Here is a 275-nt window from a genome sequence, read left to right on the forward strand (position 1 = left end):
GGTTGCAAAAGAAGTAGGTAGCTTAACCTTCGGGAGGGCGCTTACCACTTTGTGATTCATGACTGGGGTGAAGTCGTAACAAGGTAACCGTAGGGGAACCTGCGGTTGGATCACCTCCTTACCTGAAAGAACCTGCCTTTGTAGTGTCCACACAGATTGTCTGATGAAAAGTAAATAGCAAGGCGTCTTGCGATTGAGACTTCAGTGTCCCCTTCGTCTAGAGGCCCAGGACACCGCCCTTTCACGGCGGTAACAGGGGTTCGAATCCCCTAGGG

Annotated in this window: 1 rRNA gene; it reads left to right on the top strand. The window is 51.6% G+C overall.

Annotated elements, in window-relative coordinates:
- A 16S ribosomal RNA gene (locus GO007_RS28870) occupies nt 1-121 on the top strand; the annotation flags it as partial.
- Nucleotides 122-275: the final 154 nt, after the last annotated feature.

Origin of the sequence: Klebsiella sp. 10-1, assembly GCF_009758445.1 — a bacterium.
In the GTDB taxonomy this organism is placed as follows: Bacteria; Pseudomonadota; Gammaproteobacteria; order Enterobacterales; family Enterobacteriaceae; genus Klebsiella; species Klebsiella scottii.